General features: G+C 54.8%; 13 protein-coding genes. 5 read left to right on the top strand and 8 right to left on the bottom strand.

The annotated features are described in order from the left end of the window. Positions 1–67 precede the first annotated feature (67 nt). Complete coding sequence (locus tag FH603_RS16175; protein WP_186738576.1) at positions 68–592, bottom strand: YdcF family protein; 525 nt, start codon at positions 590–592, stop codon at positions 68–70. A gap of 30 nt (positions 593–622) precedes the next feature. Continuing rightward, positions 623–1888, bottom strand: a complete 1266-nt coding sequence (locus tag FH603_RS16170) for a 3-phosphoshikimate 1-carboxyvinyltransferase (protein ID WP_186738575.1) — start codon at positions 1886–1888, stop codon at positions 623–625. Positions 1889–2030: 142 nt separating this feature from the next. On the opposite strand from FH603_RS16170, the gene nagA reads away from it, so the two are divergent. Continuing rightward, entirely contained in the window at positions 2031–3203 is a 1173-nt protein-coding gene (nagA, locus tag FH603_RS16165; RefSeq protein WP_186738574.1) for an N-acetylglucosamine-6-phosphate deacetylase, read from the top strand. A 342-nt stretch (positions 3204–3545) separates the two neighbouring features. Next, entirely contained in the window at positions 3546–6539 is a 2994-nt protein-coding gene (locus FH603_RS16160; protein WP_186738573.1) for a TonB-dependent receptor, read from the top strand. A 63-nt stretch (positions 6540–6602) separates the two neighbouring features. On the opposite strand, the gene ribD is transcribed toward FH603_RS16160, so the two are convergent. Continuing rightward, positions 6603–7655, bottom strand: coding sequence for a bifunctional diaminohydroxyphosphoribosylaminopyrimidine deaminase/5-amino-6-(5-phosphoribosylamino)uracil reductase RibD (gene ribD, locus FH603_RS16155; RefSeq protein WP_186738572.1), 1053 nt, complete (start codon positions 7653–7655; stop codon positions 6603–6605). An 85-nt stretch (positions 7656–7740) separates the two neighbouring features. Then, positions 7741–8127: a hypothetical protein gene (locus FH603_RS16150; protein WP_186738571.1), complete on the bottom strand. Its 387-nt coding sequence runs from the start codon at positions 8125–8127 to the stop codon at positions 7741–7743. Positions 8128–8273: 146 nt separating this feature from the next. On the opposite strand from FH603_RS16150, the gene prmC reads away from it, so the two are divergent. From prmC to msrB, 3 genes are all read left to right on the top strand, one after another. Continuing rightward, complete coding sequence (prmC, locus tag FH603_RS16145) at positions 8274–9122, top strand: peptide chain release factor N(5)-glutamine methyltransferase (protein ID WP_186738570.1); 849 nt, start codon at positions 8274–8276, stop codon at positions 9120–9122. A gap of 113 nt (positions 9123–9235) precedes the next feature. Then, positions 9236–10213, top strand: coding sequence for an AAA family ATPase (locus FH603_RS16140; protein ID WP_186738569.1), 978 nt, complete (start codon positions 9236–9238; stop codon positions 10211–10213). 32 nt (positions 10214–10245) lie between these two features. Continuing rightward, positions 10246–10788: a peptide-methionine (R)-S-oxide reductase MsrB gene (gene msrB, locus FH603_RS16135; protein ID WP_186738568.1), complete on the top strand. Its 543-nt coding sequence runs from the start codon at positions 10246–10248 to the stop codon at positions 10786–10788. Here the strand turns inward: msrB and FH603_RS16130 are convergent. From FH603_RS16130 to FH603_RS16115, 4 genes are all read right to left on the bottom strand, one after another. Further along, entirely contained in the window at positions 10779–12308 is a 1530-nt protein-coding gene (locus tag FH603_RS16130; protein WP_186738567.1) for an MBOAT family O-acyltransferase, read from the bottom strand. The genes msrB and FH603_RS16130 overlap by 10 nt on opposite strands. 74 nt (positions 12309–12382) lie before the next feature. Then, the gene (locus FH603_RS16125) at positions 12383–13642 is read right to left on the bottom strand and encodes a hypothetical protein (protein WP_186738566.1); all 1260 of its coding nucleotides are present in this window, start codon (positions 13640–13642) and stop codon (positions 12383–12385) included. A gap of 27 nt (positions 13643–13669) precedes the next feature. After that, positions 13670–14968, bottom strand: coding sequence for a hypothetical protein (locus FH603_RS16120; protein WP_186738565.1), 1299 nt, complete (start codon positions 14966–14968; stop codon positions 13670–13672). 164 nt (positions 14969–15132) lie between these two features. Next, positions 15133–16137, bottom strand: a complete 1005-nt coding sequence (locus FH603_RS16115) for a glycosyltransferase family 2 protein (protein ID WP_394366362.1) — start codon at positions 16135–16137, stop codon at positions 15133–15135. Positions 16138–16177 lie beyond the last annotated feature (40 nt).

Genomic DNA, 16177 nt, shown 5'->3' with positions numbered 1-16177 from the left:
GACTAGCCCGGCTGTCGATGACGGATAATGAAAATGGAGTGACGGATTACGAAAAAACAACGGCAAGTCAGCTTTTGACCAGTCGCTTATCGCTGAAAACAGCCAGTTTTATGTCCAGCAGCCACTCCCAGCTGTAATAAGCCAGCTTCAAATACCACGGTAAAGCCGCAGGCGTTTCGGCTCCCACAAACGTACACTGTAACGACTCTTTCCGGAAGATCCGGCGGGCGCGGGCCAGGTGAAACCGGTTGGTAACGACGATAACCCGCTGCCAGCCTTTCTGACGGCACAGCTGGGTTGCCAGCCGGGCGTTCTGATAGGTATCCCGCGCCTGGTTCTCTACGAAGATCTCTGATTCCGGAACGCCCAACTGGTGTGCATAGGATGCCATCACCTCGGCCTCAACGAACGAGTTGTACACCCCGCCACCCGTCATCAGCAAGCGATCGGCCTGCCCGCTTTTAACAATTTGAACCGCTTTCTCTACCCGCGACGCCATCAACACGCCCGGACTACCGTCAACATTAGCCGGGTTCCCCAGCACGATGACCACATCGAACGGTTGCGTTAGTAAACTGGCAGGTTTAGGCATTAGCGCGGGTGAGCAGTCGATTCGGAGGGGTCAGGCACGGTGACTGGCGGCTTCGTCGATGGGCTCTACCGGCACAACCCGCGCCATATCGTCCCAGAAGGACGGGTACGATTTAGCGACCACACCCGGCTCTTCGATCACGATTTCCCGCTGCATCGCTACCGGCGCAAAGGCCATCGCCATCCGGTGGTCGTCGTAGGTAGCAATTACTGGAACGGGCAACGAACCAGGGTTCGCCAGTGGTCGTACCTCGTAGCGGTGGTTCGGTTCAACTTCGACCAATTCTGCTCCAATTTTCCGAAGTTCGGTTTGAAGGGCCAGCACCCGGTCAGTTTCCTTTATTTTGAGGCTTTCGATACCCGTCAATGTCAGCGCAACCCCGTTTACAGCCGCACAAACGGCCACGGTCTGCGCCAGATCGGGGCAGTCGGTAAAATCCCAGGTCAGCGACCGTTCAGCCGGGCGTTTGGTAAGGGTAACGCCCCGGTCGGTAAACACACTGTCGACGCCCATCGATCGCATAATGGTAACAATGGCGCTGTCGCCCTGCAGGGATTGCGGCTTTAGCCCCAGCAGCTCTATTTCAGTCTGCTCATCGCCCGACAAGGCTACCACGCTATACCAGTAACTCGCCCCCGACCAGTCGGACTCGATCTGGTAAGGCTTGGGGGTATAGGGTTTAGCGACTACGGTGATGGTCCGCTGTTCCCAGTCAGCCTGCACGTCGGCACCAAAGTACGTCATCTGGGCCATGGTCATCTCGATGTAGGGCCGCGAGCCGATCGGACCGGTCAGGGTGAGTGTCAGGCCCTGCGGCAGGTGGGGCGCAATCATGAGCAGGGCGGAAATATACTGGCTGCTGACATCGCCCCGGATGCTGAGCTGGTTCTGGCCTGACGCTTCGAACCCATTCAGTTGCAGGGGTGGGTAGCCGTCGTTTTTAAGGTACGTGATGTCGGCACCCAGCGTCCGCAGCGCATCGACCAGTATCCCGATCGGGCGCTCACACATGCGTGGCGTACCGGTCATGGTTTTCTGCTGCCCCGAAACGGCGAAATAAGCCGTCAGAAACCGCATCGTCGTGCCAGCGTCGAGCACATCGGCGGTCGATTCGGGAGACTTCAGCAACCGGATCATCGTTTGCGTATCGCGGGCGGTCGACAGATTTTGTAAATCACACTGAAAGCCGGTCAGCGCATCGAGAATGAGCGCACGGTTGCTTTCGCTCTTCGACGAAGCCAGTGGAATAGTGGCGTGAACAGGGGTAGTTGGGGAAAGTAAACGAACGGCGTTCAAAAGACAATGGGGTTGGTAACAACAGGAATCAGTCTGCAAAAAAACGAAATAACTGGTAGATTACGGCCTTTTTTACCTTGATCACGCAGTGAACTTTGCCAAAGCTGTTGGTTCAATACCTGTATAACCCTGTCTTACATCCATGACTTATTTCATTAACGCGACTGTCTTCACGGGCAACGACTGGCTGACGGGTGCGTCGGTCGGTATTGCCAACGGCCGGATTCAGACCATCTCAACGACCACTACTGAAGGGACGGACGAAACCGATACGGTGATCGACCTGAACGGCGATTACCTCATTCCAGGCCTGATCGACCTGCAGCTTTATGGTGGGTCACACTGGTTTCTTAACGAGCAACCCACGCCCGACACCGTCCGGCATATCTACGACACGCACGTCCGCAAAGGCACGACAACCCTGCTGCCTACCATTCATTCTACCTCACTCGATGTGATGCAGCAGGCTATGGCGGCCGTGCAGACGGTACGGACCGAGAACCCCTATGGTGTACCCGGCCTTCATATCGAAGGGCCGTATTTCAACCCCGTCAAACGCGGAGCCCACAGCACGGCCTACGTTCGGACACCTGCCGAAGGTGAACTCGAAACCCTGTTCAGCACCAATGCCGACGCGATTCGTATCCTGACACTTGCCCCCGAAATCCTGACACCCGGCCAGCTCGAAACCATCGGACGATTGAAGCACAGCCATACGCTGTTATCGCTGGGTCATTCCAATGCGACGTACGAGCAGGCCACCGACGCCCTGAATACCGGTCTAATACCCCTGGCAACGCATTTATACAATGCCATGCGCGGATTTGAGAGCCGCGAGCCAGGTGTAGTTGGTGCGCTCTTCGATCACCCCGGCGTCCGGGTCAGCGTCATTGCCGATGGGTATCACTGCAATCCAGCCACCATCCGTATTGCGCATAAGGTATTGGGCGACAGACTCTTTCTAATCTCTGACGCACTCTTCGCCAACCCGCCCCGCCCGGCCTTTACGCTCGGCCAGTTCGTTGTTCACTACGAAGCTGACGCAGCCGGACAGGGACCAGGTTGTTATATGAACGATGAAGGCAAACTGGCCGGATCGGCCATTACCTTACTTGACTGCGTTCGGGTCTGCGTCGACCGGGTGGGCTTATCGCTGACAGATGCGCTGAGAATGGCCAGCACGATCCCAGCCGACATTATCGGGATGGGTAATGAATTGGGCGCTATTGCACCAGGGTACATCGCGAATCTGGTACGGCTGGACAAAGCACTTGTGATGAAGAACGTGTGGGTATCGGGCCAGATGATCGGGTAAACGAATAGAATTTGTAATCAAATAGAAACCCTACCATTTAGTTTTGTATTTTAACTATAATTCAAAATTTTATTCTAGACTATTCTTGTATAACATTATTATAGTTGGCAAATTTGACAAAGTACAACACGAACCACGGCTCACTTCTATAACCGTGCGCACAGGTATGGAAGTGAGCCTATATACGCAACGAAACAACGGTTGGCGGCTCTACCGGTAGCGGCCTGACTACTTTTTCATTACTCTTTTTGTCATCTCCCTACGCCGTAAAAACGGCTGTCGAGTACAGTATTGCCCAATTATTTAATATACCCCATCAGTTAATTCTTAAAAATGCTTCCAATGAGAAAATCTGTACGCAAACGATTCTTCCGGGTTTTAGTCGCACTGGTTGCTTTGCTCACTTACCCGGCATTCGCCCAGCAGCGCGTTATAAGCGGGCGTGTAACAGCCGAGGAGGATGGTAAGCCAATAACAGGGGTCAATATTGTCTTGAAAGGTACCAATACCGGTGCCGCTACCGACGCCAATGGAGACTACAAACTATCTGTACCTGAACAGGGTGGCTCACTGACGTTTTCGTTCATCGGATTTGCCACGCGGGAAGTGGCGCTGGGTGCCGATACCAAACTGAACGTAATGCTGATTGCCGATACCAAACAGCTGGCTGAACTGGTTGTCATTGGCTCCCGGAACAGCAGCCGTACCAAACTCGACACGCCCGCTCCGGTCGATGTGATTGCGGTCTCGAAACTGGCGCAGACCATGCCCCAAACCGAACTGTCGCAGTTATTGAAACAGATTGCGCCCTCGTTCAATTCACTCAAAGTACCGGGGGCCGACCTGGCGTCCCACGTCGATGCGGTGCAGTTACGTAACCAGCCTCCCAACCAGACGCTGGTGCTGCTCAACGGCAAGCGCCGACACACATCGGCTCTCCTGCTGGTGGCCAACAACGCCGGACCCTCTACCACGGTAGATATGCGTACGATACCGCTGGCCGCCGTTGAGCGGGTCGAGATCCTGCGCGACGGAGCGGCTGCCCAGTATGGCTCCGACGCCATTGCAGGTGTGGTAAATATGGAACTGAAAAAGAGCGTCGGCGTCTTTACCGGCATGTACAATACAGGATTGTACGCGAATGTAGGGCTGGCCAAAAATAAAGACATCGACAACTTTGGCACCGACGGCCGGATGCATCAGTTCATGGGCAACTATGGCTTCGGGCTGGGCGACAAAGGGGGTTTCATCAACCTGACCTTCGAACTGAGCAAGCAGGGTAGCACCAGCCGCGTTCCGAAGGGTGGCTACAGCGGGCAGGTGTTCGATGACAGCTACCTCAATAACACGCGCAAAACCGCCGATGGGGTGCCGATCATTACCAACCCCGAAGCCCTGGCCAGCCCCGACAACAACGCCTTACGCACCGATAAAGGACTACAGACCGCCCGCGGACTAACACCCAAGAGTTTCGAAATGATCAACGGGCTGAGCAAGGTAGACAATGGCTCGGTGTTCATGAACATGGGCATACCGCTGAATACCAAAGGGGGCGAGTTCTACGCCTTTGGTGGTCTGAACTACCGGGACACCCAGAGCGGCTGTTATTACCGGTTTCCCCGTCAGCAGGACCGGTTTCTCAACGAGCTGTATCCAAATGGATTTCTGCCCCAGCTAACCTCCAAAATTTCCGACAAATCGCTGACGGTGGGAGTCAAGAGTAAGGCCGGTGGCTTCGATGTGGATTTCAGCAACAGCTTCGGGTCGAGCAAATTTGCCTACGGTATGGTCAATACCATGAACGCATCGTACGGTCCTGCTACACCAACCACCATGCGCCTTGGCGACAACAATTTCACCCAGAATACCACGAACATTGCCCTGAGCCGACTATATAGTGAGCCCATGGGTGGCGTACTCAAGAGCATGAACATTGCCTTCGGGGCCGAGATGCGGGTAGAAAACTACCAGATACTGCCCGGCCAGGTCGAATCGTACACGAAAGGAACCTACGGCTCATTTACCGCACCCGAAGACAATTTCAATTATACCCAGCGCGTCAATAAGGACGTGAAAACCGAAAAGGTGGTCACCAACCCCGACGGTACGCAGTCGACAACCTTCGTCGATCTGATCATACCTTACCGGGGCGGCACAGTCGATATCAAAGGCTACTCGCCCAACTGCCAGTGTTTCCGGGGTTTCGCGCCCGATCAGCAGGCCAGCGCTTTCCGGTCGGTGATGGCGGGCTATGCCGACGTTGAGGTCGACATCACGAAACGGTTCATGATTGGCCTGGCCGCCCGCTTCGAGAACTACAGCGATTTTGGTAACGTACTGACGGGCAAGTTTGCCACCCGCTACTCCATCATTCCTGACGTACTGGCCCTGCGGGGGTCGATCAGCACGGGATTCCGGGCACCAAGTCTACAGGAACTGTACTACGCCCAGACCTCTACGGGCTTCACGCCGGGTGGCGTCCCTTTCGATCAGGGCTATTTCACTAACACCAGCACGGCGGCCAAAGCGCTCGGCATCCCACGCCTGAAACAGGAACGGTCAACGAACATGAGCTTCGGTATGACTACCCAGCCCATGCAGGGACTTGAGGTTACGGCCGATGCCTACTACATTAAAATCCGGGATAAGATCATCCAGACGGGCGGCTTCTCGGGCAGCGATATTGGCGGTGGGCTGAAGAACGTGATCACCGCCGACGGTATCGCCCAGTTCTTCACCAACGCGGCCGATGTTGAAACCAAAGGCATCGATTTCGTAGCCAACTACCGCACCCGCGCCGGATCGGGCCAGCTTACTTACTCGCTGGCTGCTAACTGGAACACGGTTGCCTTCACCCGCGTCTATCCGGCTACGCTCAACGTTGGCACCGATAACCAACTGCCAACAGACGCCACCTTGCGGGCACAGTATCTGTCGGACATCTACCTGAACCGCAACTCACGGGGCAGCTTTGAACATGGTAGCCCACGGCAAAAGTATATTGCCTCGGTAGTGTATCAGAAAGGTCCGTTCTCGGCTATGGCGCGGGGAATTTATTACGGCGCAGTACAGTACTACAGCAACTACCACGAAACCGAAGATATTACCTCGCCTTACGCTGACTATAGCCTGGCCTCGCGGATGACGCTGGATCTGAGCGTGGGCTACCAGTTGCTGAAGGCATTGCGCATCTCAGTCGGTGGCGATAACGTGACCAACACCTACCCCACCCGCACGCGTGCCGACCTGACAGATTCCGGCCGGTTTGCTTACGACAACTATCAGATGGGCTTCCAGGGCGCCTACTACTACGCCCGCATGAACTTCCAGTTCTAATTTGTGGACCTTCCTTTTTTAATATCCCGTCCCCCGTAACAGCACTGTTACGGGGGACTTTTTTCAAAGCCGATAGATACTCAGCTCATCGTCTCCCACCGGCTGCCGGCTGGTTAACCGCCCCTGAACAGCAGGCGCTTTCAAACCGGCCCCAGGCAGCGTGTTGCCGAGCATGGTCGGGCTTCTGAACACGCGCATCTCATCCCATAAACCGGCATCTATAAACGATTGCAGTAAGGTCGTTCCGCCTTCTACCAGCACGGACTGAATACGGCGCTGGTAAAGATCGGCCAGGAGTTGCGGCAGAACGGGTTGGCCAGGATCGAGCTGTACATAAGTTGTCTGCCCAACGGTCTCCTGCTTCAGGAAATTATAGCACAGCGTTGGCTGTGTGTTGTCGAACAGGTTCAGGCCCGTATCCAGACGCAGGTATTTATCGATGACGATCCGGGTTGGATTTTTGCCGGCACCGGGAAATAGCCGCACGTTCAGGCGGGGGTTATCGGTACGAGCCGTATTGGTCCCTACCATAATAGCGTCCTCGTCGGCCCGCCACCGATGTACCAGCCGCTGGCTGAGCGGTCCGCTGATTTGAACAGGCCGACCATTTTCGCCCGCGATAAAGCCGTCGCTGGTTTCGGCCCATTTCAGCATGATGTAGGGCCGCTGCTTCTCCATGAAGGTAAAGAAGCGGGCATTCAGCAAGCGGCCATCCTCTTTTAACAAGCCCCGCTCAACGGTAATACCGGCGTCGCGTAGCTTTTGAAAACCCTGCCCACCCACCAGCGGGTTTGGGTCATCGTTGCAACAGACTACCCGGCCAACACCTTTCTCGATCAGCAGATCGGCGCAGGGAGGCTGCTTACCCACGTGCGAGCAGGGTTCCAGGGTTACGTAGGCGGTACTTTCGGGTAGTAGCGCTTCGTCTTCCGGCCGCACCGACAGGATAGCGTTTCGCTCGGCATGAGCCTCCCCGTAGCGCTGGTGCCAGCCTTCACCAAGGATGCGTTGGGTGGGTTCATGTACAATCACACACCCGACCATTGGATTCGGACTGAAGTGGCCCCGGCCGAGGGTGGCCAGTTCGAGGGCGCGCTGCATGTAGCGTTCGTTCATGGATCAAAGTTGACGCCGAAATGGCCAATAAAGCAAAACGGACCGGCAAGATACCGGTCCGTCAGGTTTACAGGCAGCGTTAACCTTAGTCACCTACGGTCGATTTATCGGCCGATGACTTGCTACCCGAACGATTTACATACTGGCTCTGGTCAGCCGTTGCGGGCTGGTTACCTGCTTTATAATTTCGGCTGGCTACCGAAGCCGGCGGACTGGCGGGAAGTGATACCCCACCCGTTGGCGTTGTGGCAGGCTGCGGCTGTTTGTAGTTGGCAACAGTTCCCTGAGAAACAGGGGCCACCACGAGGGTACCGGTTTTCTGCTCCCAGCGGCTGGCTTCGGCCGCTTTGTTGGCATGTTTATAGTTATGTGTCGAATAGGTATGGTCGTTCCGGTTGTTGTTATCGATCTGGGCCGTAGCGGCAACAGTCGATACGAGTAAGCCGGTTATTATCAATAAGGTCGTTTTCATCGTTTTTGTGTTTTACCTCGTTTATCGTCGTAACGATGGCACAAAGGTGGCCCGCCCGTCTTAAGGCCGGGTTAGACTCGCGTTAGAAAAGGGTTAGAATCTCCCGTCTTTTTATCAGTTTTACAGTTCAATTACTCCGATTACGCATGGCAACGGCCAAACCCCTATACGAACGACTTAGCAAAAACATTACGGCTTACCCACCCGAGGAAGCGCGGGAGATGGCTTTTATGATGCTCGACCATTATTTTGGCCTTCGCAAAACCGACGTACTGACCGATAAGCCGCTGCCGCCCAACCGCACCGAACCCGACTGGTTCAAGATTCTGGAACGCCTGAACCGGCAGGAACCCATTCAGCATGTGATCGGTACGACGATCTTTTGCGGCCTGGAATTTGAAGTATCGCCCGCCGTACTCATCCCCCGCCCCGAAACGGAGGATCTGGTTCGGCTAATCATGCACGATTTCGCCGACCGCACCGACGATGTGCCTATCGTGGATATCGGTTCGGGAAGCGGTTGTATCGCCATTACGCTGGCGCGGTTTCTGCCGCAGTCGGTTGTAACGGGCTGGGACGTGTCGGAAGACGCGCTGACCCTCGCCCGGCGCAATGCCCAGCACCTGAACGCCGACGTTACCTTTGCCATTCAGGACATTTTGAACGTACCCGCCGAGCTCGTCAGCAAGTTTGACTGTGTGGTGAGCAACCCGCCGTATGTGACGCGCTCCGAAGCGGCCGCTATGGACCGCAACGTGCTGGACTACGAACCGGGGCTGGCTCTGTTCGTCGAAGACAACGACCCACTGGTGTTCTACAAAGCCGTCGCCGACTTCTGCCTCCGCCACCTGACAAAGGACGGGGCTTGCTATGTTGAGATCAACGAGCGCTTCGGGGAGGCTACGCAGCAGGTATTCGCCGACCGGGGTTTCAGCAACATCCAGGTCTATAAAGACATTCACGGGAAAGACCGCAGTATCCGGGCGACGTTTTAACAAGAAGTCGTAAGTCCTAAGTCGTAATAGGCCTAAGTTGAGAAACTTACGATCGACCAGTGGCAAACGCACTTTTGACTTCTACGACTTACGACCTCTACGACCATATTATTATGCAAGCCATCACCTCTTTTACTTACCATACCAAGATCCGTGACGTGTTCAGCGAGATGAGTCAGGTCGTAGTAGGGCAGGACCGACTGCTCAACCGACTGCTGATCGGCCTGTTTACGGGCGGGCATATTCTGCTCGAAGGTGTTCCGGGACTAGCCAAAACGCTCACCATCAATACGCTGGCGAAAGTGCTGGAACTGGACTTTCAGCGCATCCAGTTTACGCCCGACCTGTTGCCCGCCGACTTGATCGGAACCATGATCTTCAACCAGAAGACCAGCGAGTTCGAGGTGAAGCAGGGGCCTATCTTTGCCAACCTGATCCTGGCCGATGAAGTGAACCGTTCGCCGGCCAAAGTGCAGGCAGCCCTGCTCGAAGCCATGCAGGAAAAACAGGTGACCATTGGCGAGGAGACATTCGTACTCGATCGGCCCTTTCTGGTACTCGCGACCCAGAACCCCGTTGAGCAGGAAGGTACCTACCCCCTACCCGAAGCCCAGGTCGACCGGTTTATGATGAAGGTGTTCGTCGATTACCTGAGCCGCGAAGATGAGCTGGCCGTGATGCGCCGGATGTCGAACATGAACTTCGATTACGAGGTGCAGCCCGTACTGGGTAAAGATGATCTGGTAGCCATCCGCGACGAGATCAACGGCATCACCATTTCCGAAACACTCGAAAAGTATATCATCGAACTGGTATTTGCCACGCGCAAACCAATGGACTACAACCTCCGCGACGAAGCCCGCTACATCCAGTACGGCGTGTCGCCCCGGGCCAGTATCAACCTCAACCTGGCAGCCAAAGCCCTCGCCTACTTCGACCGGCGCGACTACGTCCTGCCCGAAGACATCAAGGAAGTGGCCCCGGACGTGTTCAACCACCGTATCATGCTCAACTACGAAGCGGAAGCCGATGGGGTAACGACGCTCCAGGTCATTGAATCGATCCTGCGGAAGGTAGCCATTGGCCGATGAACTGACAGCGGGTGTACTGATGTTTCTCAGGCATGAGACAAACGCACGTTTTTCTGCTCATCGCCTTCCTGCTGGCGGGTGGCTTATGGGTGTACCGTACGTATTTCGGTACGCCACGCCCACCGCACCGCCGTCCGGCCGGCGCTACCTCGCCCGGTAATCGACGGGTCGAGAAAACGGACGACGAATGGCGTGCTGCGTTGACCCGGTCGCAGTACAACGTCATGCGCGGCAGCGGTACCGAATGGCCCGGTAGTAGTCCGCTCACACACGAACACCGACCTGGTACGTTCATCTGTGCAGGTTGCCATAACCCGCTGTTCTCGTCGAAGACCAAGTTCGAGTCCAATACCGGCTGGCCCAGCTTCTACGCGCCTGCTGTTCCCAACGCCGTTTACAACGAACCCGACGGTAACCGTACCGAAGTCCGCTGTTCCGTTTGTGACGCCCATTTAGGCCACGTTTTCACCGATGGCCCGGAGCCGACCGGATTGCGCTACTGCATGAATGGGGTAGCGCTGGAATTTGCCGGTGTACCGGGCGAGAACCAGACCGGGGCTCCTCGTCAGAACTGAAAGTAAATGAACTGGTTGGATGAAAAAACGCCGAACAGGTAGGTTACGAACGTGATCAGCACGAACAGCACGGCGAAGCGGGTGGTATTCTCCGTAGGTATGCTGAGGTAGAAATATTCTTTCACCAGCAAAAACGCAATCAGCGCCATACTGAACCACATCTCAACGCTATTGAGCGGGCTGTCGATGTGCTCGAATGGCGACAGCGTAGCGATCCGGCCCAGGATCAGGAAAGCATCATCGACGGTGCGGGCCCGGAAGAATACCCACGTCAGCATGATCAGCACAAAGGTGAACAGCACGTTTCCAACCACCCGCAGGGGCGACTGGGCTTTCTGCTCGTTTACAGGGGAGGTTATCTGCCGGGCTGGTTTGGCCGAAAAACCCAGCCGCGCCAGAAGCTTGTCGCGCAGAACGGCCAGGATCTGATAGAAGCCATTGAGCCCACCCCAGATCACATACGTCCAGTTAGGACCATGCCATAAGCCACTGGCCAGGAACACGATCATCATGTTGATATACTGCCGGACTTCGCCCTTGCGGTTGCCACCCAGCGGGATATAGAGATAATCGCGGAACCAGGTCGAGAGCGAAATATGCCAGCGTCGCCAGAACTCCGAAACAGACTGCGCGATATAGGGCGTCCGGAAATTTTCCATGAGCGAGAACCCCATCACCCGGGCAGCTCCAATGGCGATGTCAGAATAGCCCGAGAAGTCGCAGTAGATCTGGATGGTATAGAAGAACGTGGCCGCCAGTAGTGTCAGCCCGTTACGCTGGTCGGGGCTACCGTACGCATAGTCGACCAGCAGGGCCAGGCGGTCGGCGATAACGAGCTTTTTAAACAGCCCGAACGCCATCTGCATCAGCCCGGCCTTCACATTTTCGGCATCGTACGGAAATGTTTTATGAAACTGCCAGAGCACGTTCTGCGGCCGTTCGATGGGGCCTGCCACGAGCTGCGGGTAAAACATGACATAAAGCGAATAGATACCGAAATGGCGCTCGGCTTTCTGGTTGCCCCGGTACACTTCGATAGTGTAACTCATGGCCTGAAACGTATGGAACGACAGGCCAACAGGAAGGATGCTCTTGTTGTCTTTGAAGGACGAGATACCGCTCTCGCCAAACAGGTGCAATACCTTAATAAACAGCCGGTTGCCCAGATTGAACACCTGACTGGCAACTTCCGGCATGTGCAGCTGCTCAAACAGCCAGGATACATTTTCTGTGAAGAACCCGAGGTACTTGAAAAAAGCCAGAATACCGAGGTTTGAAATCAGCGACAGGATCAGGAGCCACCGCCGGGCCGGACCCGTTGTTTTTTCGATCCAGATGCCCGCAATGTAGTCGATGACGATGGTCAGAAACAGAATGAGGATATATTCTGGTTTGAGCACCATGTAAAAGTAGCAGCTGGCTACCAGCAGCAACATCCACCGCCCCTGCCACTTCAGACCGAAGTAAGTAAGGGTAATGACAATAAAAAAAAGTAAAAATTGTAGTGAATTAAATAACATGCAGGCTCTAAGTAATCGTACAAAATCCGTTCAGCGCGTAGCGGGTGCCTGTTTGTGACACCGGGTCTGACTGGCTAGCGCTCACCATAGGCCACCATAGCTGTCCTCAACGACCGGGCGGCCCGGAATGCAATGTACGCAAAGCCGATGACCAGGAACACTTCAAGCCCGTAGTCGAGCCAGTAATTCGGCTGGTTCAGCTGGCTGAATCTATAGTAGAAAGGTTGACCGATACGCCACCAGAACGACGGATGTATGGCCGCGGCCACGTTAAACCCGATGAGCCAGAAGCAGGACCATCGGTCGCGAAAATCGACCAGGTTGAACACCAGCGGCAGCATGAACAGATAAGCGTAGTTGCTGATGGCGTTGTGCTGCACGACCGTTGTCAGGCTGAACATCAGTATATACAGTAATGCTACCGACCGACGCCGGTTCGTTGTCGGCATGGTCAGCATCACGCCCAGGGTAATCCCCATCGTCAGGAGTAGCCCGGCGTAGTTTTCGAATTTGACTGTCCGGTTGATGGCTTCGCCAACGAGCGGAGCCAGCACCGACCGGAGGTTAGGGGCTTTAAGGTACGTTCCTTCTTCCAGCGGCTGGGTCATGAACAGCATATCTGTTTTCCAGTACAGAAATACCAGCACCGGCAGCCCCAGCATGGCAGCGCCCGTCAGGAATTTGATTTTATCCCTGACCAGGAAAAAGAAGGGTACTCCTAACAGCACGAAGATGGCTTTTGTCGATAGCAACCCTAATCCGAACCACAGGCCCGCCCGGAGCGACTTTCCGGTTGCAACAGCCTGTCCTGCCAGTATGGCAAAGATCCAGAGGCTAACGTCTTCCTGCCCGCTCATCACGCAGAACACGAACGGTACGGGCAGCAGGTAATAAAACAAGGTACGAAACAGCCGCTGCCCTTTGGGCTCGTTGCCGTAGTTATCGCGGTAGGTAAGCCAGACGGCTAATGCTTCAACAACGGTCATGGTCAGCACAACCGTACGGGTGCTGTTCCACAGGAAGAGCGGACCAGCCAGAAAGTAACCGAAGAAGGGCGAGTAAGGACAGTACACATCCCGGTACAGCACTTTGCCAACGCCCGCCCCAATAGCGATGGGGTAGTAATAGTCCCTGACATCGGACTGCGGCTCATAGCTCAGCAAGACATAAATGCCCAGAAACGGCAGCAGCCTCAGCACGAACCAGAATAAAAACAGCCACGGTACGCCCGGCGTCTCCAATCGGTTTTCCAGCCAGTTACGCTTGTAAAGCGCTACCAGCAACAGCAACCCAAGCAGTATAGAGACTCCCGACTTAGCAAAAACAATAAACATACGTTGACTTAAGTAGGCAAAGTTGACTTAGGCCAACGGTATTGACGAGGGCACCTCCGTGAGCTTTTCCTGGCCGGCTCCCGATCGCATCTGCTCCAGCACAATCCGCAACAGATAAACGAAAATGCCTACTTCAATACATTGGATGAGGTAGTCGACCCATTCGGCGGGACTGTCGATCAGCGACCAGGTGTTGTAAAGTTCCTGCTCGTTATACAAAACCGACAGAATCGGCTGTACGACCGTCAGCACGTTGAGCACGATGAAAGCAGGCCACGCCCGCTTTCCTCCTGGCGTCGAGAGCACGATGAATACCAGCGGCAATGTATGCGTAAACAAGTAAAAACCGGGCGAGCTTGGCAGGCACAGCTGGAACAGGGCAAACGTAAAGACGTATAACAATGGCAGTAATCGATGATAGCCCATCGATCGGCACCGGTGACCCATCAGCGATGCGCCACCGATGGTTGTCAGCAGTCCTGCCCAGTTCAGGTAAGTTAACGGAACCTGATCAAAATAGGTACCCAGTACAGGCCGCAATACGCTCACGACATTGGGCGTCATGGGCAGGGATGAATGTTGGATAGGCATCAGAAAATCCATACCCACCAAACTGTACAAAACCAGTAGACTCGGCACACCCACGACCAAAAGCCCGGCCAGGTACTGAAAGCGGTTGGGCACGATAAAAAACAGAGGGATCAGAAATACGATCAGCATGAACTTGATCACCAGCATACCAACGCCCCACAGCAGGCCAAGCTGGAAGCTCAACTTCCGCCCCCGGGGCAAGGCCAGCGACATCAGGCAGAAACCCCACATCCAGATGTCCTCCTCGCCACTAAGGACCATGGCCACGAATGGCAACGGTAAGAGGTAATACAGCACGAACCAGATAATGGGCGCATCAGCCGTAGTACGGTAGCGACGCAGGGTGGCTTTGGCAATGATGAACTCCATAACAGCCATGAGCAGTATCAATACCCGGGCATTATGCCACAGCAGGAGCGGCAAACCAATCAGGTAGCCGAACAGCGGAGCGTGGTACGAGAGAAAATCGCGATAAACGAGCTTACCCTGTATGGCAGCCTCGGCTTTGCGATAAAAGAAGTCGACATCGCTGCGGGGCTCCTGATTGAGAACGACATACACACACAGGAACGGTACCAGGCGAAGGAGCAGAAATGACAGGTAGGTGGTGATCCTTTCATGACGCTGCAAAAACGGACCCACTCGCTGACGGTTGGAGAACACCAACCAGACAGCCACCGCCAGACCAACGACAATAATGCTTTTAACAAGCGAAGTGGTATCGAATGAGATCATAGATAATCTGGTAAATCAACGGCACTTTTTTTAGTGGCAATCAAAGTAGACTGTGTTTCCGGTATGGGCCAGCACCTGCTTAAACGAGCGGGATGGGTACTCAATGGATCGTATTCCTGTTGGGTACCGCCTGCCGGGAGCTACAAAACACCGGTAAGCGTTTTTTATAGTATGGGTTGATTCGGTAGTGTGGCTTGTGGCATTATCGTGTTGGCACCCGAGATCGGCTGACGTTCCTGACGCCGTATTATTTCCCGCACAACGTATAAAGGGCGACCTTTCGTCTGAAAAAATATACGTAATACATATTCGCCAATCATACCCAGGGCAATAAGCTGCACACCACTGAACAAAACGATCACGAACAGAAGAGCCGTAAACCCCTGGGGCACATCACCATAGACGTATTTCTTAACCAGTGTCTGCACCAGATACAGCATGGCCGCAGCAAACGTGATCATGCCCAGTCGCGTTACGAGCTTGACTGGGTATTCGCTGAAGTTGAAAATACCGTTGTAGGCCAGCCGGCGCAGCATCTTGAAAGAATATTTCGATTCGCCGGCCAGACGGGCGTCGCGTTCGTATTCGACACCAACCTGCCGAAAACCGATCCAGCTCCGCATACCCCGGATGAAACGACTCTCCTCCGGCATCTGGCTCAGGACATCGGCCACCCGGCGGCTGATAAGCGAGAAATCACCACTGTCGAGCGGAATCTCCACGTAGGAGATCGAGCGCATCAGGCGGTAGAACGTTGAGTAAGCCAGCCGCTTGAACCAGTTCTCCTTGCGCTTTTTCCGAACGGCATACACAACGTCATACCCTTCGCGGAGCTTCCCGTAAAACTCACCCAGCAACTCAGGCGGGTCCTGGAGATCGCCATCGATAATAAACAGCGCTTCGGTTGCACGGGCCGATGCCATACCCGCTGTCAGCGCAATCTGGTGGCCGTAATTACGGGAAAGAAAAACACAGTGATAGCGGGGGTCGGCCAGCGCTAGTTGCTCCATCAATGCCACCGTATTATCGCGGCTCCCGTCGTCGATCAGCACGACCTCTATACTCAGGGGCGATGCGTCCATAACGGCGTTTAACCGGCCAACAAGATGCGGAAACGATTCTGTTTCGTTGTAAAGCGGAGCAACAATAGAAATCTGCGGATCTGACAAAACAGTAAGTAATGGACAGTTGGTAACGGACAAAAGTACG

Origin of the sequence: Spirosoma utsteinense, assembly GCF_014282275.1 — a bacterium.
Taxonomy (GTDB): domain Bacteria; phylum Bacteroidota; class Bacteroidia; order Cytophagales; family Spirosomataceae; genus Spirosoma; species Spirosoma utsteinense.
Note: the sequence above shows the minus strand (reverse complement) of the source record. Positions and strands in the feature narration are given on the sequence as shown.